General features: G+C 71.1%; 16 protein-coding genes and 1 tRNA gene. 15 read left to right on the top strand and 2 right to left on the bottom strand.

The window, feature by feature from the left end; genetic code table 11:
* Positions 1–72: 72 nt before the first annotated feature.
* The 5 genes from DEJ31_RS01295 to DEJ31_RS01275 all read left to right on the top strand — a co-directional run bounded on the left by DEJ31_RS01295 (position 73) and on the right by DEJ31_RS01275 (position 5,426).
* A complete protein-coding gene (locus DEJ31_RS01295; RefSeq protein ID WP_111044275.1) occupies positions 73–1,866 on the top strand; it encodes a DEAD/DEAH box helicase in 1,794 nt (597 codons plus the stop codon).
* A 13-nt stretch (positions 1,867–1,879) separates the two neighbouring features.
* On the top strand, positions 1,880–2,086 hold the full coding sequence (locus tag DEJ31_RS01290) for a hypothetical protein (RefSeq protein WP_110902270.1): 207 nt from the start codon (positions 1,880–1,882) through the stop codon (positions 2,084–2,086).
* Positions 2,087–2,162: 76 nt separating this feature from the next.
* Positions 2,163–3,491 carry an NAD(P)/FAD-dependent oxidoreductase gene (locus tag DEJ31_RS01285; protein WP_111044131.1) on the top strand — a complete coding sequence of 443 codons (1,329 nt, stop codon included), beginning with the start codon at positions 2,163–2,165 and terminating at the stop codon, positions 3,489–3,491.
* Positions 3,492–3,672: 181 nt separating this feature from the next.
* Positions 3,673–4,812 carry a zinc-dependent alcohol dehydrogenase gene (locus DEJ31_RS01280; protein WP_111044132.1) on the top strand — a complete coding sequence of 380 codons (1,140 nt, stop codon included), beginning with the start codon at positions 3,673–3,675 and terminating at the stop codon, positions 4,810–4,812.
* A 26-nt stretch (positions 4,813–4,838) separates the two neighbouring features.
* Positions 4,839–5,426 carry a hypothetical protein gene (locus DEJ31_RS01275; RefSeq protein ID WP_220033180.1) on the top strand — a complete coding sequence of 196 codons (588 nt, stop codon included), beginning with the start codon at positions 4,839–4,841 and terminating at the stop codon, positions 5,424–5,426.
* 236 nt (positions 5,427–5,662) lie between these two features.
* Here DEJ31_RS01275 and DEJ31_RS01270 read toward each other — a convergent pair.
* A tRNA-Leu gene (locus DEJ31_RS01270) sits at positions 5,663–5,748 on the bottom strand.
* Positions 5,749–5,913: 165 nt separating this feature from the next.
* On the opposite strand from DEJ31_RS01270, the gene DEJ31_RS01265 reads away from it, so the two are divergent.
* The 3 genes from DEJ31_RS01265 (at position 5,914) to mshC (ending at position 9,342) form a co-directional block, all read left to right on the top strand.
* On the top strand, positions 5,914–7,212 hold the full coding sequence (locus DEJ31_RS01265; protein ID WP_111121027.1) for a M20/M25/M40 family metallo-hydrolase: 1,299 nt from the start codon (positions 5,914–5,916) through the stop codon (positions 7,210–7,212).
* Between the two features lie 64 nt (positions 7,213–7,276).
* On the top strand, positions 7,277–8,104 hold the full coding sequence (locus DEJ31_RS01260; protein ID WP_110902274.1) for an undecaprenyl-diphosphate phosphatase: 828 nt from the start codon (positions 7,277–7,279) through the stop codon (positions 8,102–8,104).
* A complete protein-coding gene (gene mshC / locus DEJ31_RS01255; protein ID WP_111077171.1) occupies positions 8,101–9,342 on the top strand; it encodes a cysteine--1-D-myo-inosityl 2-amino-2-deoxy-alpha-D-glucopyranoside ligase in 1,242 nt (413 codons plus the stop codon). Before DEJ31_RS01260 ends, mshC begins: the two co-directional genes overlap by 4 nt.
* 227 nt (positions 9,343–9,569) lie before the next feature.
* Here mshC and DEJ31_RS01250 read toward each other — a convergent pair whose 3' ends face one another.
* Positions 9,570–10,502 carry a proteasome assembly chaperone family protein gene (locus DEJ31_RS01250; protein WP_111044135.1) on the bottom strand — a complete coding sequence of 311 codons (933 nt, stop codon included), beginning with the start codon at positions 10,500–10,502 and terminating at the stop codon, positions 9,570–9,572.
* 134 nt (positions 10,503–10,636) lie between these two features.
* Between DEJ31_RS01250 and DEJ31_RS01245 the strand changes: the two genes are divergently transcribed.
* The 7 genes from DEJ31_RS01245 to DEJ31_RS01215 all read left to right on the top strand — a co-directional run bounded on the left by DEJ31_RS01245 (position 10,637) and on the right by DEJ31_RS01215 (position 18,869).
* Positions 10,637–11,410, top strand: coding sequence for an HAD family phosphatase (locus tag DEJ31_RS01245; RefSeq protein ID WP_258366066.1), 774 nt, complete (start codon positions 10,637–10,639; stop codon positions 11,408–11,410).
* Positions 11,407–12,543, top strand: a complete 1,137-nt coding sequence (locus DEJ31_RS01240) for a tRNA (adenine-N1)-methyltransferase (RefSeq protein ID WP_111121026.1) — start codon at positions 11,407–11,409, stop codon at positions 12,541–12,543. Before DEJ31_RS01245 ends, DEJ31_RS01240 begins: the two co-directional genes overlap by 4 nt.
* A gap of 43 nt (positions 12,544–12,586) precedes the next feature.
* The gene (locus DEJ31_RS01235) at positions 12,587–13,510 is read left to right on the top strand and encodes an FKBP-type peptidyl-prolyl cis-trans isomerase (protein ID WP_111044136.1); all 924 of its coding nucleotides are present in this window, start codon (positions 12,587–12,589) and stop codon (positions 13,508–13,510) included.
* 30 nt (positions 13,511–13,540) lie between these two features.
* Complete coding sequence (locus DEJ31_RS01230) at positions 13,541–14,623, top strand: YafY family protein (RefSeq protein ID WP_110902279.1); 1,083 nt, start codon at positions 13,541–13,543, stop codon at positions 14,621–14,623.
* Positions 14,616–15,587 carry a YafY family protein gene (locus DEJ31_RS01225; protein ID WP_110902280.1) on the top strand — a complete coding sequence of 324 codons (972 nt, stop codon included), beginning with the start codon at positions 14,616–14,618 and terminating at the stop codon, positions 15,585–15,587. Before DEJ31_RS01230 ends, DEJ31_RS01225 begins: the two co-directional genes overlap by 8 nt.
* Before the next feature lie 94 nt (positions 15,588–15,681).
* Positions 15,682–16,434, top strand: coding sequence for a twin-arginine translocase subunit TatC (tatC, locus tag DEJ31_RS01220; protein WP_110902281.1), 753 nt, complete (start codon positions 15,682–15,684; stop codon positions 16,432–16,434).
* Positions 16,431–18,869, top strand: a complete 2,439-nt coding sequence (locus tag DEJ31_RS01215; protein ID WP_110902282.1) for an RNA helicase — start codon at positions 16,431–16,433, stop codon at positions 18,867–18,869. The genes tatC and DEJ31_RS01215 overlap by 4 nt, the downstream gene beginning before the upstream one ends.
* Positions 18,870–18,884: the final 15 nt, after the last annotated feature.

The raw sequence follows: 18,884 nt of genomic DNA, 5'->3' as shown, positions 1-18,884 counted from the left end.
GAACTCCCGATCGACGGGCCGTCGGCGAACGGGACCGCCCCGACCCAGCCGGCTCCGACCGAACCGGCCGCCATCGCCGAGGTCGCGGGCAACGCGGCCGCCGAGCACCTCTCCCCGGCGTTCCCGGAACGAGCCGCATGGGGCACCGCCTCGAAGCTCCGTGCCTGGCAGGTCGAGGCGCTGACGAAGTACTTCGAGAAGGAGCCGCGCGACTTCCTCGCAGCGGCCACCCCGGGCGCGGGCAAGACGACCTTCGCGCTGCGGCTGGCGACCGAGCTGCTCGCCCGCGGCACCGTCGACCGGCTCGTCGTCGTCGCACCGACCGAGCACCTCAAGCGCCAGTGGGCCGACGCCGCCGACCGCGTCAACATCCGACTCAACCCGATGTTCAAGAACGGCGACGGCATGTTCGGTCGGCACTACCAGGGCGTCGCGATCACCTACGCCCAGGTCGGCATGAACCCCGAGGTGCACGAACGGATCACCGCCGGCGGCAAGACCCTGGTCGTCCTCGACGAGGTGCACCACGGCGGCGACGCCCTCACCTGGGGTGACGGCATCCGGCTGGCGTTCTCGAAGGCCACCCGGCGCCTCTCGCTCTCCGGCACCCCGTTCCGTTCCGACACGGCACCGATCCCGTTCGTGCAGTACGCCCCCGACGAGCAGGGCATCCGCACCTCGATCTCCGACTACAACTACGGCTACGGCCGCGCGCTCAAGGACGGCGTCGTCCGACCCGTGCTGTTCATGGCGTACGCCGGCCAGATGCGCTGGAAGACCCGGATGGGCGACGAGATGTCGGCGTCCCTCGGCGAAGCCGTCACGAAGGACATCACCGCGCAGGCGTGGCGGACCGCCCTGTCGCCCGAGGGCGAGTGGATGCCCGCCGTGCTCTCGGCCGCCGACAAACGCCTCACCGAGGTGCGCCGCGGTGTCCCCGACGCCGGTGGGTTGGTCATCGCGACCGACACGACCACCGCCCGGGCCTACGCACGCATCCTGCAGCGGATCACGGGGGAGCGCCCCACCGTCGTGCTCTCCGACGAGGCCGCCGGTTCCAGCCGCATCCAGTCCTTCGCCGAGGACACCTCGCGCTGGATGGTCGCCGTCCGCATGGTCTCCGAAGGCGTCGACGTCCCGCGCCTGTGCGTCGGCGTGTACGCGACGAGTGCGAGCACACCGCTGTTCTTCGCCCAGGTCATCGGCCGGTTCGTCCGCGCCCGTCGTCGTGGTGAGACCGCGTCGGTGTTCCTGCCGAGCGTGCCCGGCCTGATGGCCCTCGCCGCCACCCTCGAGCTGGAGCGGGACCACGCACTCGACCGTCCGAAGGACGCCGAGGACGGCATGTACAACCCCGAAGACGCCATGGTCGCCGAGGCCAACAAAGAGGACCGTGCCTCCGAGAGCCTGCTCGACATGCAGCCGTTCGAGGCGCTCGACTCGCAGGCGTCCTTCGACCGGGTGCTCTACGACGGCGGTGAGTTCGGCACCGGGGGCGAGGTCGGCTCGCTCGAGGAACTCGACTTCATCGGGATCCCGGGCCTGCTCGAACCCGACCAGGTGCGGGACCTGCTCCGTGCCCGTCAGGCCACGCAGGCGAAGCGGTCCAAGGGCCGCGTCGTGAAGGACGGGCTGCCGAAGGCGCCGGAGCCGGAGAACCGGCCGATGTACATGACCATCAAGGAGCAGCGCTCCGAACTCCAGCGCCTCGTCTCGATCTGGTCCCGACACGCGAACGAGCCGCACGGGTCGATCCACGCCGAACTCCGTCGGATCAGCGGGGGACCCGCCGTGGCGCAGGCGAGCATCGAGCAGATCCAGAAGCGCATCGACATCCTGCGGTCCCGCATCGGCGGTCGTCGGTGAAGACGGTCCGCGCGTGATCGAGCCCGTCGACGACGACCGCACCTGGTACGTCAAGCGCGACGCGGACTCCTCACCCGAGGCGATCATCGACCGGTTCGGCGGCGGCTACCGGCTCCGGCGGTTCTCGCTGCACGAGTCCCGCCGCACCCAGTACGGCGTCTACACCGGCCGGGAGATCGCCGAGACCGCCTGGTGGCGCCTCCGGGACGGCAGGAAGTGACCAGGATCCGGTACGGATCGCCCGGACAGGTGCGGCGCTGGTGACGGGGACGGGCAGGATCGGGTAGACCGGAGGAATGGCAGACTCCATCCCTCACGTCCTCGTCCTCGGCGGCGGCTCGGCCGGCTACACCGCCGTCAAGCAGCTGCAGAAGCACGCCGCCACGGTGCCGATGCGCATCACCCTCGTGGACCAGAACACGTACTACACGTACCTGCCGTTCCTGCCCGAGGTCGCCGGCGGTCACATCGCCCCCAAGGACGTCACCGTCGAACTCCGACGCGCGCTCCGCAAGACCCGGGTCATCCAGGGCAAGGTGACCGGCATCTCCTCGGCCGACAAGGCCGTCGCGGTCGCCACGGCCGGCGGCGACGACCGCACCCTCGGCTACGACCACCTCGTCGTCGCGCTCGGTTCGGTCACCCGCACCTTCCCGACCCCGGGCCTCGACGAGGTCGGCGTCGGCTTCAAGACCGTCGAGGAAGCCGCGTACGTGCGTGCGAAGCTCCTCGACAACATCGCGAAGGCCGCCGCCACCCGTGATGAGGACGAGCGTCGTCGTCTCCTCACCAGCATCTTCATCGGCGGTGGCTACACGGGCGTCGAGGCGATCGGTGAGCTGTTCGACGTCTCCCAGGCCGCGATCGCCACGTACCCGTCGCTCGCCGGCGAGCAGCCTCGCTGGGTGCTCATCGACGCCCTCGACCGGGTCGCACCCGAGGTCGGCCCCGAGCTGTCGAAGTGGACCCTCGAGTCCCTCCGTGCCCGCGGCATCGACGTCCGCCTGAAGACGACCATGCCGAGCTGCGAGGGCGGGATCGTCAAGCTCTCCGACGGCGACGAGTTCGCCACCGGTCTGCTCGTCTGGACGGCCGGCGTCAAGCCGAACCCGCTGCTCGACGCCACCGACCTGCCGCGCGGGCCGAAGGGGCACCTCGCGGCCAACGCGAAGCTCCAGGTCGAAGCCGAGGACACCCACGAGGTCGTCCCCGGTGTCTGGGGCCTCGGTGACGTCGCCCAGGTCCCCGACCTGACCGCCGAGAAGCAGCCGGCCTACTACCCGCCGAACGCCCAGAACGCCGTCCGTCAGGCCGTCGTCGTCGCCGACAACATCGTGGCGTCGATCACCGGCAAGCCGCTCGAGGAGTACCGCCACCCGTCGATCGGCACGGTCGCCTCGTACGGTGTCGCCAAGGGTGCGGCGAACATCAAGGGCATCAAGATGACGAACCTGCTGGCCTGGCTCGCGCACCGGGCGTACCACGTGTACGCGATGCCGACGCTGAACCGCAAGGCGCGCATCGTCATCGGCTGGGTCACCGGTGCGGTGTCCGGCCGGGACGCGACCTCCCTCATCAAGGAGACCGACCCGCGTCGCACCTTCGTCGACGCGGCGAAGAGCTAGCGCACGCGTCGCGACGCGACTGTCTGCCGACGGGAGGCCCGGTACCAGCTGGTACCGGGCCTCCCGTCGGTCTGCCACCGGTCCTGGTCTGCGCTGCTGTCGGCTGGGACAGGGAACGCGACCCTGGACCTCCTCCCAACCGCCGACCGTCAGCGTGGACGGCACGACCGAGAGGAGCGCCATGCGCGCCATGACCTACCGCGGCCCCTACCGGGTCCGCGTCGAGGACAAGCCGGACCCCCGCATCGAGCACCCGAACGACGCCGTGATCCGCGTCGAACGGGCGGCGATCTGCGGGTCGGACCTGCACCTGTACCACGGCATGATGCCCGACACCCGCGTCGGCCACACCTTCGGCCACGAGTTCATCGGGGTCGTCGAACAAGTCGGGTCGTCCGTGGAGACCCTGAACGTGGGAGACCGGGTGATGGTGCCGTTCCACATCTCCTGCGGCACCTGCTGGTTCTGCGCCCGCGGTCTCTTCACGAACTGCCACAACGTGAACCCGAACGCCACCGCGGTCGGCGGCATCTTCGGCTACTCACACACCACCGGCGGCTACGACGGCGGCCAGGCGGAACGCGTCCGAGTGCCGTTCGCTGACGTCGGCCCGCAGGTGATCCCGGACTGGCTCGACCCGGAGGACGCGCTGATGATGACGGACGCCCTGGGCACGGGGTACTTCGGAGCGCAGCTCGCCTCCATCCGGGAGGGAGACACCGTCGTGGTGCTCGGTGCCGGACCGGTCGGGCTGTACGCAGCGAAGTCGGCGTGGTTCATGGGTGCCGGACGGGTGATCGTCATCGACCAGCTCGAGTACCGCCTGGCCAAGGCGCGCGAGTTCGCCCAGGCCGAGACGATCAACTTCGCCGAGGTGGACGACGTCGTCGTCGAGATCAAGAAGCAGACGGACTTCCTCGGAGCGGACAGCGTCATCGACGCGGTCGGTGCCGAAGCGGACGGCAACTTCCTGATGCACGTCTCGAGCGCGAAGCTGAAGATGCAGGGCGGGTCGCCGGTCGCGCTGAACTGGGCGATCGACGGCGTCCGGAAGGGCGGCACCGTGTCGGCGATGGGCGCCTACGGGCCCATCCCGAACCTCGTGAAGTTCGGCGACGCGATGAACAAGGGCGTCACGATCCACATGAACCAGGCGCCGGTGAAGCGTCAGTGGCCGCGCTTGCTGGAGCACATCCAGGCCGGGCACCTCAAACCGAGCGACATCATCACGCACCGGATCCCGCTCGAGCACATCGGTGAGGCCTACCACCTGTTCTCGTCGAAGCTCGACGGGTGCATCAAGCCGGTGATCGTGCCGTGAGCGGGACCGGGAACGGAGAGCAGAGCATGAGCAACGCAGACGACCACATCGCCTACGTGGCGGACAAGCCCCGGGACCTGCCGTCCGCGGACGAGCTCCGGGCACGGATCCCGGGGTGGGGGAGCGACCTGGACCTGGCCGACCGGCCGAGCGTGCCGAAACTGTCCCGCGAGGCCGGCTCCGCCACCAACGCCCACTGGGAGCGTCCCGAGCAGCAGGCCGGAGCCGAGGGACGCGAGCGGTCGATCGAGCACGCCCACGTCACGCCCGTGTTCGGGACCGCGCAGCCGCTCGCCGGTCCCGCCGGGATCGTCAAGCGGTACGCGTACCGGCGGTTCAGCGAGGGGCGCCTGGCGCACTGGATGCTGCTCGTCGTCGGCGACCGGCTCGACGTGGCCACCCACCGCGTGACGGACGCGCTGCGTGGGCGGCCGGACCGGTTGATCCGCGAGACCGGCATCGCGGCGGAGCAGGCCGACAGTCCGATCGGCGCGCGGCTCGGGTCGACCCGGAGCGACTGGCGGCACGGGGTGCTCGACCCGGTCGTCACCATGTGGCCCTACCTGCTCATCGGCGGCGTGGCGGTGTGGGTGGTGCGGCGCGCGCGACGCTGACGCGCAGTGTCCGTGAGGCCCAGTGTCCGTGAGGGCGTACGGGACGGACGGGAGGCGCGAGCCCAGGTGGTGACGGGCCTCCCGTCCGTGACGTCGCGGCCGGAGAACGCAGAGCCCCCGTCACGCGCACCAAAATCACGGGCGCACCAAAACGAACGGCCCTCCCGAAGGAGGGCCGTTCGCCGCTTGTCTCAACACAAGTGTTCGAGTACGTGCTCCGAAGAGCGGGTACTGCGTGTCCGAGAGGGGACTTGAACCCCTACGCCCTAATACGGGCACTAGCACCTCAAGCTAGCGCGTCTACCAATTCCGCCACCCGGACTGGGTGTGATGCGTTGCACATGATGCCCGCATCGGGCCGTTCAACCGGGTTTCCCCGGCGTTCCTGCCGAGAGAAGACACTAGCACGGGTGTGAACGCGCGTTGAACACGGTCGCGCATCCCGGGCGCGGCGCAGTCGGAGCGGCTTCGCCGGTAGCGTTGGACCATGACGTCCGAGCTGGAACGCACCGCGGCGATCGCGCGGGACCTGATCCGGATCGACACGACGAACTGGGGTGAGGGGAAGTCGCGCGGTGAGACCGAGGCGGCGCACTACGTCGAGTCCGCGCTGCAGGAGCTCGGGCTCGCGCCGCAGCTGTTCGAGTCCGAACCGGACCGCGTCAGCGTCGTCGCCCGCGTGCCCGGTCGTGACCGCAGCAAGCCGGCACTCGTCGTGCACGGACACCTCGACGTCGTCCCCGCCGACCCGGCCAACTGGTCCGTCGACCCGTTCGGCGGCGAGGTGCGCGACGGGTCCCTCTGGGGCCGCGGCGCCGTGGACATGAAGAACATGGACGCGATGATGCTCACCGCGCTGTCGGACGTCATCGAGCAGCGGGGCGCCCCGGAGCGGGACCTGGTGATCGCGTACTTCGCCGACGAGGAGGCGGGCGGCATTCTCGGCGCCCACCACGTGGTCGACACCCACCCCGAGGTCTTCGACGGCGCCACCGCGGCGATCAGCGAGGTCGGTGGCTACTCGATCACGGTCGGTGACCGGCGCGCCTACCTGCTCCAGACCGGCGAGAAGGCCCTGATGTGGGTGAAGCTCACCGCGCGGGGGACCGCGGCGCACGGCTCGCACGTCATCAAGGACAACGCGGTCACCACGATCGCCGCCGCCGTCGCCCGGATCGGCAGCGCGGAATGGCCGGTCCGGCTGTCCGACACGACCACCGCGATGGTCACCGAGGTGGCCCGGTTCCTGGGGGTCGACCCGGTCGCCACCGGACCGGACGAGGTCGCGCTCGCCACCGGGTCGGCCGCCCGCTTCATCCACGCCGCCCTGCACACGACGACGAACCCGACCGTCCTGAGCGCCGGGTACAAGCACAACGTGATCCCCGACCAGGCCACCGCGCTCGTGGACATCCGCTGCCTGCCCGGTGACGAGGACGCGGTCCTGGCCCGGGTTCGCGAACTGGCCGGCGACGACGTCGAGGTCACGATGACGCACCAGGACGTCGGGCTCGAGCAGGACTTCGGCGGCCCGCTCGTCGACGCCGTCCGGGACGTCCTCGAGCGTCACGACCCGGGTGCTCCGGTGCTGCCGTACCTGCTGTCCGGCGGTACCGACAACAAGGCGCTCTCGCGACTGGGCATCGCCGGGTACGGCTTCGTGCCGCTGCAGCTGCCGGCTGGCGTCGACTTCCCCGCGATGTTCCACGGCGTCGACGAGCGCGTTCCGCTCGAGTCGTTGGCGTTCGGCCGCCGCGTCCTCGGGGACCTGTTCGCGACCTACTGATACCGTGCATGGTCGTCGTCGGTGACGGCACAACCGAGTCCAGCACCGGCGAAAGGCCGCACACGTGCACATCTTCGAAGCGATCTTCCTCGGCTTCGTCCAGGGGCTGACGGAGTTCCTGCCGGTCTCCTCCAGCGCCCACCTGCGCATCGTCGGGTTGTTCCTGCCCGACGCACAGGACCCCGGCGCGGCCTTCACGGCGGTGACGCAGCTCGGCACCGAGACCGCCGTGCTCATCTACTTCTGGAAGGACATCGTCCGGATCGTCCGGAAGTGGTTCGGCGCCCTGGCCGGCAAGGTGCCACGGAACGACCCGGACGTCCGCGTCGGATGGCTCGTCATCATCGGCACGATCCCGATCGGCGTCATCGGGCTGCTCCTGCAGGACACCATCGAGACCACGTTCCGGTCGCTGTGGATCGTCGCCATCGTCCTCATCGTCTTCGGGGTCGTCCTGGGCGTGCTGGACCGCGTCGGCCGCAAGGTCCGTCCGATCGAGCAGATGACCTTCACCGGCGGCATCCTGATCGGCCTGGCACAGGTCCTGGCGCTCGTGCCGGGTGTCTCCCGCTCCGGAGCCACCGTGTCGATGGGGCTCGCCCTCGGGTACACGCGGCCGGCCGCGGCGCGGTTCGCGTTCCTCCTGGCGATCCCCGCGGTGTTCCTGTCCGGCCTGTACGAGGCAGCGACGAGCCTCGGTGACACCGGCGCACCGTTCGGCCTGGCGGACACGCTCATCGCGACCGTGGTGGCGTTCGTCGTCGGCTTCGTCGTGATCGCCGCCTTCATGAACTACATCAGCAAGCGGAGCTTCATGCCCTTCGTCGTCTACCGGATCCTGCTCGGCATCGTCCTCATCGTGCTGCTCTCGCTCGGGGTGGTGCAGGCATGAGGGCCTGGTCGGCACCGTCCGTCCCGGAGGTCCCCGGCGCCGGTCCCCGCCCGGTCGTCCACGACACCGCCACCGGCAAGCCCGTCGACCCGACGCGCGGTGCCGACCGGGCGGCGCTGTACGTCTGTGGCATCACGCCCTACGACGCCACGCACCTGGGCCATGCCGCCACCTACCTGGCGTTCGACACGCTCGGCCGGGTCTGGCGCGACGCCGGTCTGCAGGTGCAGTACGCCCAGAACACCACCGACGTCGACGACCCGCTGCTCGAGCGCGCGACTCGCGACGGCGTCGACTGGCGGGAGCTCGCCGCGTCCCAGATCGACCTGTTCCGCCGCGACATGGAGGCCCTCCGCGTCCTGCCGCCGGACGACTACGTGGCCGTCACGGACGAGGTCGACCGCGTCGCCGAGGCCGTCGCCTACCTCGAGGAGACCGGCGCCGCCTACACCGTGCCCACGCCCGATTCCGACGGCGAGGACCTGTACTTCGACGTGAACCGGGCGAACGACGTGTGGACGCTCGGTGACGAGAGTCGTCTGGACCGCGACACCATGCTCGCCCTCTCCGCCGAACGCGGCGGCGACCCCGACCGCCCCGGCAAGCGCGACCCCCTCGACCCGCTCCTGTGGCGTGCCGAGCGACAGGGCGAGCCGAGCTGGGACACCGAGATCGGCCCCGGGCGCCCCGGCTGGCACATCGAGTGCAGCGTCATCGCGGGCGACCGCCTCGGGCTGCCGATCAGCGTGCAGGGCGGCGGCAGCGACCTGGTCTTCCCGCACCACGAGATGAGCGCCGGGCACGCCGCAGCCCTCGCCCAGCAGCCGCTCGCGAACGCGTTCGTGCACACCGGCATGGTCGCCTACCAGGGCACGAAGATCTCGAAGTCGCTCGGCAACCTGGTCACGGTCCGAGGTCTGCTGGACGCCGGCGCCGATCCGCGGGCGATCCGCTTGGCACTGCTGTCGCACCGCTACTCGGACGACTGGGAGTGGTTCGACGGCGACCTCGAGGACGCCGAGCGCCGGCTGGCGTCCTGGGACGCCTGGGCCGCTGGCGGTCGCGGCGAGCAGGACGACGCCGACCAGGTGATCGGCCGCCTCCGCGCCCGCGTCGCGGACGACCTCGACACGCCGGGCGCCGTCGCGGTCGTCGACACCGCGATCGCGGCCGGCACGGCGGCGACGCCCGAGCTCGTCGACCTGGTCGACGCGCTCCTCGGTATCCGCATCGGCTGACGCGGCGCTGCGCGTGCCGCGTGCGCGCACGCCCACCCGCTTCGCCGAGGTGCCGACATTCCGGTGTCCCGGGGCCCGAGGTGCCGGGATCCCGGCACCTCGGCGACCGGCGTGCGGCGAGTCGCGCCGCCTCGGCGAGCGGGGTCGCGTTCCTGACGCACGCACCTGACGGACGGGAGGCCCGGGACCAGCTTGTCCCGGGCCTCCCGTCCGTCAGGGTCTCGCGCCTACTGCGGCGGCTGCGGCGGACGCCACGGCCCCTCGCCGGCCGCCCCGTTGCCGTCCTTGCCGTCCTTGTGCTCGCGACGCCGGAGGTACTGCTCGAACTCCTGCGCGATGGCGTCGCCCGAGGCCTCGGGGGAGTCGACGGTGTCACGCGCCTGCTCGAGCTGCCCGATGTACGACGCCATGTCCTCGTCGTCCGAGGCGAGGGCGTCGATGCCCTCTTCCCACTGCGCGGCGTCATCGAGCAGCGTGCCGCGTGGCACGGTGACGTCGGTGAGCTCCTCCATCTTGTCGAGGAGCGACAGCGTGGCCTTGGGGGAGGGTGCGTTGTGCACGTAGTGCGGGACCGACGCCCAGAGCGAGAGCGTCGTGAGACCGGCCTTGTCCATCGAGTCGGCGAGGACCCCGAGGATGCCGGTGGGCCCCTCGTACGTCGACTTGTCCACGTCGAACGCGGCCCGGACGCCGGCGTTCTCGCTCGACACGAAGACCGAGATCGGACGGGTGTGCGGCACGTCGGCGAGCATCGCGCCGACGAACACGACGGCGTCGATGGAGTAGACGTCGGCCAGGTCGATGACCTCGGCGCAGAAGCCGCGCCACGTGCGCGACGGTTCCGGGCCGACGAGGACGAACACGTCGCGTTCGGTCGGCGCGCCGGTCGCCCCGATCACCGGGCGGCCCTCGGCGCTGGGGCCGTGCAGGACGATGCGGGGCCACTGCACTCCGCGTTCGCCGTCGTCGTCGAAACCGACCTCGGGCCGGTTGAACTGGTAGTCGACGTAACGCTCCCCGTCGATCTCGCGCAGTTCGTCGAGCTCGAGCGCGTCGACGATGCGCCGGGCGAGACCGCTCGCGGCCTCTCCCGCGTCGTTCCAGCCCTCGAACGCGACCACGAGGAGCCGTCCGTCGCTGAAGGGGGAGTGCTGTGGCACGGCAGGGCCTCCTGGTGGTGGAGTGGTCCGCCGCGCTCGCGCGCGTGCCGACCGGACACGATCAGGCATCCACGATAGTCCCGCTCTCCACAGGCCGCCGTCCACCGGCCGCGCCGCCGGTAGACTCGTCGCCCGTGACCGCGCAACCCCCCACCCCCGCCCAGCCCGCATCGGTGCTGCCCGCAGCCGTGCTGTGGGACATGGACGGCACGATCATCGACACCGAGCCGATCTGGCAGGAGTCGCAGGTCGTGCTCACCGCCCGCTACGGCGCCGAGTGGACCCACCAGGACGGTCTGTCGCTGGTCGGGAGCGGCCTGGAGCGGTCGGGGGAGATCCTCCGCGACAAGGGCGTCGACCTGGAGGTCGAGGAGATCGTCCAGTGGATGACCGACTTCGTGGTCGAGCGGCTGCACGGCGACGACCTGCCCTGGCGTCCCGGCGCCCGTGAACTCGTCGAGGAACTGCACGACCGCGGCATCCCGACGGCCCTCGTGACGATGTCCCGTCGCACGATGGCGCTCGTGACTGCCGAGGCGTTCGGTGCCCGCGGTTTCCGGGTCGTCGTGGCCGGTGACGACGTCGACCGTCCGAAGCCGCACCCGGACGCGTACCTGACCGCCGCCGCACAGCTCGGGGTCGAACCCACCGCCTGCGTCGCGATCGAGGACTCGGCCACGGGCGTCGCCTCCGCCCGGGCCTCGGGCGCCGTCACCGTGGCGGTGGAGCACATCGTCCCGATCGCCGAGGGCGCGAGCGACGTCCACCTCACCACGCTGAGCGGCGTCGACGTCGACCGCCTGCTCGAACTCACCGGCCCGGCGCTCAGCGCGCGGGCAGCCGAACGCCAGGGAGGCCCGACCTCCGTCCCGACGTCGGCCCCCGCCATCCAAGGGGACGCGCGATGAGCGACGACACCACCGTGCACGACGCCGCTGCTGCTCCGGAGGTCGAGCTGCCGCACACCGCCGGCGGTGCCCCGCACACCCCGCCCCGCGGTCCGTTCCGCGCTGGCGACCGGGTGCAGCTGACCGGACCGAAGGGCAAGCTCACGACGCTCTCGCTCGAGCCCGGCGTGGTCTACCACACGCACCGCGGCATGCTCGCGCACGACGACGTCATCGGCCAGCCGGACGGCTCGGTCATCCGGGCCAGCACGGGCGACGAGTACCTGGCCCTCCGCCCGCTCCTCAACGACTACGTCATGTCGATGCCGCGCGGTGCAGCGATCGTCTACCCGAAGGACGCGGCACAGATCGTCGCCTTCGCGGACGTCTTCCCCGGTGCCCGCGTGGTCGAGGCCGGTGTCGGGTCGGGCGCACTGTCGCTCTGGCTCCTCCGCGCCATCGGCCCGAGCGGCAGCCTGCAGTCCTTCGAGCGACGCGAGGAGTTCGCGGCGATCGCCCGTGGCAACGTGGGAACGTTCCTCGGAGCCGTCCCCGACAACTGGTCGGTCACCGTCGGCGACCTGGTCGAGGAACTGCCGCGGGCCGTCGAGCCGCAGAGCATCGACCGCGTCGTGCTCGACATGCTCGCGCCCTGGGAGTGCGTCGACGAGGCGGCCGACGCCCTCGCGCCCGGTGGTCTCATCGTCTGCTACGTCGCCACGGTGACGCAGCTCTCCCGCACGGCCGAGGCGCTCCGCGACACCGGACGCTTCACCGACCCGCAGTCGAGCGAGACCCTGGTGCGCACCTGGCACGTGGAGGGTCTCGCAGTCCGACCCGACCACCGCATGGTGGCGCACACCGGCTTCCTCATCACGGCCCGTCGACTGGCCGACGGTGTCGTCCTGCCGAACCTGAAGCGTCGAGCCGGCAAGGCGGAGTTCTCCGACGAGGACGTCGAGGCCTGGACCCCCGGCGCCGTCGGCGAACGCGCTGCAAGCGACAAGAAGCTCCGGAAGGTCGCCCGTCAGGCTGCGGCCCAGGCGCGGAAGGTCGCGGCTGCCGAAGCGGCGTCCGAGGCCGCCGTCGCGGCAGCGTCCGAGGCCACGGCAGCCGTCGTCGGGGCGTCCGGTCCCTCCGACGGCGACCGGTAGGCTTCCCCCCGTGCCCGTCCTGCATCGACCGGAAAGAGGATCCGTGCGCACCATCCCCGCACTCGTCGTCACCATCGGACTCCTCGCGTCGCTGACCGCGTGCGCCACGCCCGGTGCGGGATCGGCCAGCACGTGCGCCCCGTCCGGCGCCGCGTCCCAGGCCGTGTCGGCGAAGGGCGCCTTCGGTTCCGAGCCGAAGGTCACCGTGCCGGCCGGTCTGACCGTCCGCGGCACGCAGGTCTCCGTGCTCCGCCAGGGCGAGGGCCGCACGATCGGCGACGGCACCCCCGTGGTGCTCGAGTACACGCTCGTCGACGGTGCCACCGGGGCGGTGGCCCAGACCAGCGGCTACACCGGCAGCACCGCGCCGTTGACGGCGGGCTCCACCAACGGCGGCGCGCTCGGCGAGGCGCTCGAGTGCGCCCAGGTGGGCGACCGCCTGGCCGTGGCACTGCCGAAGTCCGCGCTCTCCGGCACCGCTGCGGACCGGGGTCGCTCGGGGTCGAAGGCCGAGGACGCCGCGGTCTTCGTCGTCGACGTCAAGCGGGCCTTCGACGCCCGCGCCACGGGCACGCCACAGCTCGCGGGCGACGGCATGCCTGCCGTCGTGCTCGCACCCGACGGCGCGCCCGGCATCACGATCCCGTCGTGGTCCGCCCCGAAGCAGGACGAGCAGCACCTGCTCCGCAAGGGCGACGGTGCGACCCTCACGGCGAAGGACACCGCCGTGGTGAAGTACACCGCCGTCACCTGGGGGAGCAGCACGGCCGACTCGACCGTCGCGGGCTCCAGCTGGACCGACGGCTCGGGCTCCCAGCCGCTGCCGCTGGCGAAGGGGCAGGTCGTCGACGGCATCCGGAACGCCCTGCTCGGCCGCCACGTGGGTGACCAGGTACTGGCGATCGTGCACGAGCAGGGTGCCGCGTACGCGTACGTCATCGACGTGCTCGGCGTGATGCCGCGCTGACCCGCACCACAGGCTGCGTAGGATCGGCACGTGCCCACCACTCGTGCTCCCCGTGTGCCCGCTGAGGAACGGCTGTTCAGCCTGGTCCTCGCGCTGCTGTCGACGGAGTCCGGGCTGACGAAGTCCGAGATCCTCGCGAACGTGCAGGGCTACCGGCAGCGGTACAGCGCCGGCGGGGACAACGCCTCGCTCGAGCGACAGTTCGAGCGCGACAAGGACGACGTCCGCGAGCTCGGCATCCCGCTCGAGACGATCGAGACCCCGGGCGCCGCCGGTAACAACCAGACGCTGCGCTACCGCATCCCGAAGGGCGAGTACGACCTGCCTCTGGACGTCCGGTTCACCCCGGACGAGTCCGCGCTGCTCTCCCTGGCCGCGATGGCCTGGCGCGAGGGCGCACTGTCCGCCGACTCCCGCCGCGGTCTGCTGAAGGTCCGTTCCGCCGGGTCCGACGACGACGGGTCGGAGCACGACGCCGGTGACGGCGCCTCTGCCATCGGTGCGTACGCTCCGCGGCTGCGCACCCGGGACGCTGCCTTCGAGCCGCTGCGTTCGGCCCTCGACCGGGCGGCGGCCGTCCGGTTCTCGTACATCACACCGGGGCACCACGAGGCGCAGGTGCGCGAACTCGCCCCGCTCGCGCTCGTGCAGCACGGCGGCCGGTGGATGCTCGCCGCGCACGAGTTCGCGACCCGCTCCGAGAAGAACTACCTGCTCGCCCGGATCGTCGGGCCGGTCACCCAGTACGAGGTCGGGCAGCACCCGGCGCCGGCCGACGCCGGGGAGCGGGCTCTGGCGGGCCTCGACCGCGTCTGGGCCGAGCGCACGGCGACCGTGCACGTCGTCCCGGGCTCCGATGCTGAGCGACGACTGACCCGACGCCGGGACACGACCTCGACCACCGAGGGTGAACTCGTGATCCACCACGTCGACCCGCAGATCCTGGCCGAGGAACTGGCGGCCTTCGGGCCCGAGGTCCGCGTCGTCGAACCCGAGGACCTGCGGCAGCGCGTGGTCGACCGGCTCCGCGTGCTCGTCGAGGACCACACCGGTGCACCGGACAGCGGCGTCGCGGGCGCGACCACGGGGAACGACGGAGCGACACATGGCTGACGCCCAACCGCTGCAGGCGCAGGACAAACTGGCGTTCCTGCTGGCCCTCGTGCCGTACCTGATCGACCGCGAGCGCGTCTCCGTGTCCGAGGCGGCACGGCACTTTGGCGTCCCGGAGTCCCGGATCCGCCGTGCCGTCGAGCTCATCGCGGTCTCCGGTGTCCCCGGCGAGACCATGCAGTACCAGCACGGTGACCTGTTCGACATCGCGTGGGACGACTTCGACCAGAACGACATGATCGTCCTGACGAACCTGGTGGCGATCGACGACGCCCCGCGGTTGTCCGCCCGCGAGGCCTCGGCGCTCATCGCCGGGCTGCAGTACCTGTCGGCGCTGCCCGAGGCCGCGGACAAGGACGCGATCCGTGCCCTGATGGCGAAGCTGTCCCGTGGCGCCGGCGGTGTGGCGGGCAACGTCGCCGTCGGCCAGGACCTGCACGACGCCGCCCTCACGGTGATCAGGGAGGCCATGTCGGGCCGTCGCGGTCTGCAGTTCGAGTACGCCGGACCGCGGACGCAGGGCAGCACACGCCGGGTCGACCCGCTCCGGGTGGAGTCGATCGACGCGGACTGGTACCTGCGCGCCTGGGACCTCGACCGTGCCGCGATCCGGACCTTCCGACTGGACCGGATGTCCGGCGTGCGCGTCGACGGCCGTCCCGCGGAACGGACCATCGACGACGTGGTCCTGCCGGACACGCTGTTCCAGCAGAGCGCCCAGGACGTCATCGTGACGGTGGAGCTCGACGGGTCGTCGCTGCCGCTGGTGGCCGACTTCCTCGCGGACACCGCGGACGCGCCGGACGACGACGGACGGGTGCGCATCCGGCTCGCGGCCTCGGCCGGGTTCGACGGAGTGGTCCGTCTGGTCGCCGGCTTGCCGGGCCGTGCCGTGGTGCTCGACCCGCCGGCCGCCCGGCAGGCCGTCCACGACTTCGCCGCCGCCGCTCTCGACGTGCACTGAGAGACCGCTGCCGTAGGATCGGACCATGGCTTCGACGACCGCGAGCGGGCGAGAGAAGCGGCAAGGGCGCCGGCCGAAGGAGCCCGAAGGCCGCATGTCCCTCGGGCAGCACCTGATCGAGCTGCGCAACCGTCTCTTCAAGGCGGTCGTCGCGGTGCTGGTGGGCGCGATCGGCGGTTGGTTCCTCACCCCCTTCGTGCTCGATTCGCTCCGTGCCCCGGTGACGCAGCTCGCCCGGGTCGGTGGGCACACTGCCGAGCTGAACTTCCCGATGATCACCGGCGCCTTCGACCTCCGGCTGCAGATCGCGATCACGATCGGCGTCGTCATCGCGAGCCCGGTGTGGCTCTACCAGATCTGGGCGTTCATCGTCCCGGCCCTGGTCCGCCGCGAGAAGCAGTACGTGTGGGGCTTCCTCGGCACCGCGATCCCCCTGTTCTTCGCCGGTTGCGCGTTCGGCTGGTACGTCCTGCCGCACGTGGTCGGGATCCTCGGCAGCTTCGTCTCCGCACAGGACACCTCGATCGTCGATGCGAAGGCCTACTACGACTTCGTCATCAAGCTCATCGTCGCGGTCGGCATCGCCTTCGTGCTGCCGGTCTTCCTGGTGCTGCTGAACTTCGTCGGCGTCCTGTCGGCGGCGGCGATCGTCCGCTCGTGGCGGGTCGCGATCGTCCTCATCCTGATCTTCACCGCACTGGTGACCCCGTCGGCGGACATCCTGTCGATGTTCATCCTGGCGATCCCGATGGTCGTGCTCTACTTCGCGGCCTGCCTGGTCACGTGGATCCACGACCGCCGCGTGGCGAAGCGCCAGGCGAAGCTCGACGAGGAGTACGGCCTGTGACCGAGACCAGCCTCAGCCCCGCCGAGCGGTTCGCCGCCGCGAAGGTCCGCTCCCGGTCCCGGAACCTCGAGCTGTTCCGCACCGACCTGCGCTTCGACCTCGACCCGTTCCAGTTCGCGGCGTGCGACTCCGTCGACCAGGGCCGGAGCGTCCTGGTCGCAGCGCCGACCGGTGCCGGCAAGACGATCATCGCCGAGTTCGCCATCTGGTTGGCGATGCGGCAGCCGACGGCGAAGGTGTTCTACACGACGCCGATGAAGGCGTTGAGCAACCAGAAGTACGCCGAGCTCGTCCAGGCTTACGGGGAGACCGAGGTCGGTCTGCTCACCGGTGACACGAACGTCAACCCCCGGGCCCGCGTCGTCGTGATGACGACCGAGGTCCTGCGGAACATGATCTACGCGGACTCCGACCTGCTCGACGACCTTGCGTGGGTCGTGCTCGACGAGGTGCACTACCTGGCCGACCGGTTCCGCGGCGCGGTGTGGGAAGAGGTCATCCTGCACCTGCCGACCGAGGTCCGGCTGGTCTCGCTGTCTGCCACGGTCAGCAATGCCGAGGAGTTCGGTGACTGGCTGCAGACGGTCCGCGGCGACACCGACGTCATCGTCTCCGAGGACCGTCCGGTCCCGCTCGACCAGCACGTCCTCGTCGGCAACAAGATGGTCGACCTGTTCGACTCGTCGGGTGCCGCCGCGACCAACCGGGTCAACCCGGAGCTGCTCCGTCTGGTGGGCAGCGCCTCCCGGGGGTCCGGTGGTCCGCGGGGTCGACGCGGTGGCCGCGGCGGGTTCCCGGAGCGTCGGGGTCCGCGTACTGAGAAGGCACACCGCGAACAGATCGCGAAGATGCTGGACGAGCGCATGCTGCTGCCGGCGATCTTCTTCGTCTTCAGCCGGAACGGCTGCGACCAGGGCGTCCGCCACGTCGTCCGCTCCGGGCTGTCCCTGACGACGGCCGACGAGCGCCGGGAGATCCGCGAGACGGCCGAGTACCACTGCCGCACCCTGCTCGACGAGGACCTGGCCGTGCTCGGGTACTGGGAGTGGCTGGAGGGCCTGGAGCGCGGTGTCGCCGCGCACCACGCCGGCCTGCTGCCCGCCTTCAAGGAGGTCGTGGAGGACCTCTTCCAACGCAAGCTGGTGAAGGTCGTCTTCGCCACCGAGACCCTCGCGCTCGGGGTCAACATGCCCGCGCGCACCGTCGTGCTGGAGAAGCTCGAGAAGTTCAACGGCGAGGCCCGGGTCCCGATCACGCCGGGGGAGTACACGCAGCTCACCGGTCGCGCGGGTCGCCGCGGCATCGACGTCGAGGGGCACTCGGTCGTGCAGTGGACGGACGGGCTCGAGCCGCAGGCCGTCGCGTCGCTGGCGAGCCGTCGCACCTACCCGCTGAACTCGTCGTTCAAGCCGACCTACAACATGGCCGTGAACCTGATCGAGCAGTTCGGTCGGGACCGCACCCGCGAGGTCCTCGAGACCTCGTTCGCACAGTTCCAGGCGGACCGTTCGGTCGTCGACCTGGCGCGCAAGGTGCGGTCGCAGCAGGAGTCCCTGGACGGCTACCAGGACGCCATGCAGTGCCACCTCGGTGACTTCACCGAGTACGCGGCGCTGCGTCGGCGACTCTCGGACCTCGAGCGCACCAACGTGCCCGGTGGTCGCGAGGCGTCGCACGGTGCCCGCCAGGAGCGTCAGGCAGCGATCAGCGAGGTCCGCCGCCAGCTCCAGCGGCACCCCTGTCACGCCTGCCCCGACCGGGAGGCGCATGCCCGCTGGGCCGAGCGCTGGTACAAGCTCAAGCGCACCAACGACAAGCTCGTGCAGCAGATCCGCTCCCGCACGGGTGCGGTCGCGACGACGTTCGACCGCGTCACCGACGTGCTCCTCGCCCTCGGGTACCTGGTGCAGGACGAGCAGGGCGACGTGACCGTGGCCGCCGGTGGCCGCCGACTGCAGCGCATCTACGGCGACCGGGACCTGTTGGTCGCCGAGTGCCTGGAGGCCGGGGTCTGGAAGGACCTCACCCCCGCGCAGCTCGCCGGCATGGCGGCGACGATCGTCTACCAGCCGCGTCGCGAGGACGCTCCGGGCACCGAGCACGCCGTCCCGCGTGGGGCGTTCCGGCCGGCGCTCGACGAGACGCTGACGATCTGGTCCCGCCTGGACGACGTCGAGCGGGACGCCCGGCTGGCCGGATCCGAGCCGCCGACCCCGGCGATCGCGCTCGGCATGTTCCGCTGGGCGTCGGGTTCGCCGCTCGACGACGTCCTGCGCTCGCTCGACCTGGCCGCAGGGGACTTCGTGCGTTGGTCGAAGCAGGTCATCGACCTCCTCGACCAGATCCGGAACGCCGGCGACCCGGACCTCGCGCAGACCGCCCGACGCGCCACCGACGCGGTCCGCCGCGGCATCGTCGCGTACGCGACGGTCTGACGGGAGGCCCAGTGT

Origin of the sequence: Curtobacterium sp. MCPF17_031, assembly GCF_003234035.1 — a bacterium.
Lineage (GTDB): Bacteria > Actinomycetota > Actinomycetes > Actinomycetales > Microbacteriaceae > Curtobacterium.
Note: the sequence above shows the minus strand (reverse complement) of the source record. Positions and strands in the feature narration are given on the sequence as shown.

Coding starts and splice junctions, on each gene's coding strand:
- DEJ31_RS01285 (WP_111044131.1), top strand. CDS start 2,163: ATGGCAGACTCCATCCCTCACGTCCTCGTCCTCGGCGGCGGCTCGGCC.
- DEJ31_RS01280 (WP_111044132.1), top strand. CDS start 3,673: ATGCGCGCCATGACCTACCGCGGCCCCTACCGGGTCCGCGTCGAGGAC.
- DEJ31_RS01275 (WP_220033180.1), top strand. CDS start 4,839: ATGAGCAACGCAGACGACCACATCGCCTACGTGGCGGACAAGCCCCGG.
- DEJ31_RS01265 (WP_111121027.1), top strand. CDS start 5,914: ATGACGTCCGAGCTGGAACGCACCGCGGCGATCGCGCGGGACCTGATC.
- mshC (WP_111077171.1), top strand. CDS start 8,101: ATGAGGGCCTGGTCGGCACCGTCCGTCCCGGAGGTCCCCGGCGCCGGT.
- DEJ31_RS01240 (WP_111121026.1), top strand. CDS start 11,407: ATGAGCGACGACACCACCGTGCACGACGCCGCTGCTGCTCCGGAGGTC.
- DEJ31_RS01225 (WP_110902280.1), top strand. CDS start 14,616: ATGGCTGACGCCCAACCGCTGCAGGCGCAGGACAAACTGGCGTTCCTG.
- tatC (WP_110902281.1), top strand. CDS start 15,682: ATGTCCCTCGGGCAGCACCTGATCGAGCTGCGCAACCGTCTCTTCAAG.